Below are 644 nucleotides of genomic sequence, written 5' to 3' on the forward strand. Positions count from 1 at the left end.
AACAGGCCAGCAATCTCTTTTTCATGGTCATAACCTCCGTGTTGAATTTCAAACGATTTGTTTGCGGGAAGGAGTTGTCCCCGTAGGGGTTCCCCTACGGGGATGGGGGGTATACCCCCCATCCGAAATCCCTCTGAGCGCGTAAAACCAAGTTAGGCAGGGAGGGATTTTGCTCCGTCCATATGGACGGAGCAAGGGGGCGCGCCCCCTTGCTGATTCCTTCTGTCAACCAGCCACATTATCTTTCAGACCCTTTCCCGCCTTGAACACCGGGACGGTCTGCGCCGGGATTTCTACTACTTCTTTCGTCTGCGGGTTGCGCCCCGTTCTTGCCGCCCGGTGCTTCACCTCGAAGCTGCCAAACCCGGTCAGCTTCACTGCGTCTCCAGCTTGCAGGGCCTCCGTGACGGCGGACAGAAAGCCGTCCAGGGCCGTGCCGCAGTCTTTCTTCGTCAGGCCGGTTTTATCCGCCATGCGTTCGATGAGTTCTTGCTTAGTCATAATTCCTCCAGTTCCGGCAAAGAGGGAATTTTGCCCCGCAGGGTCCCCTGCGGGGCAAGGGGGTAGCCCCCTTGCCGATTTCTTTCTTGTCCCGGCTGACCGGGCATGATATTACGTATGCACCATAGCAAAAATTTCGGATT

At 56.5% G+C, this 644-nt stretch carries 1 protein-coding gene; it reads right to left on the reverse strand.

The window, feature by feature from the left end:
* Positions 1-225: 225 nt before the first annotated feature.
* Positions 226-501: an HU family DNA-binding protein gene (locus D1646_RS22090; RefSeq protein WP_160638484.1), complete on the reverse strand. Its 276-nt coding sequence runs from the start codon at positions 499-501 to the stop codon at positions 226-228.
* Positions 502-644 lie beyond the last annotated feature (143 nt).

Source organism: Pseudoflavonifractor sp. 60, assembly GCF_009911645.1.
Lineage (GTDB): Bacteria > Bacillota > Clostridia > Oscillospirales > Oscillospiraceae > Lawsonibacter.

Coding starts and splice junctions, on each gene's coding strand:
- D1646_RS22090 (WP_160638484.1), bottom strand. CDS start 501: ATGACTAAGCAAGAACTCATCGAACGCATGGCGGATAAAACCGGCCTG.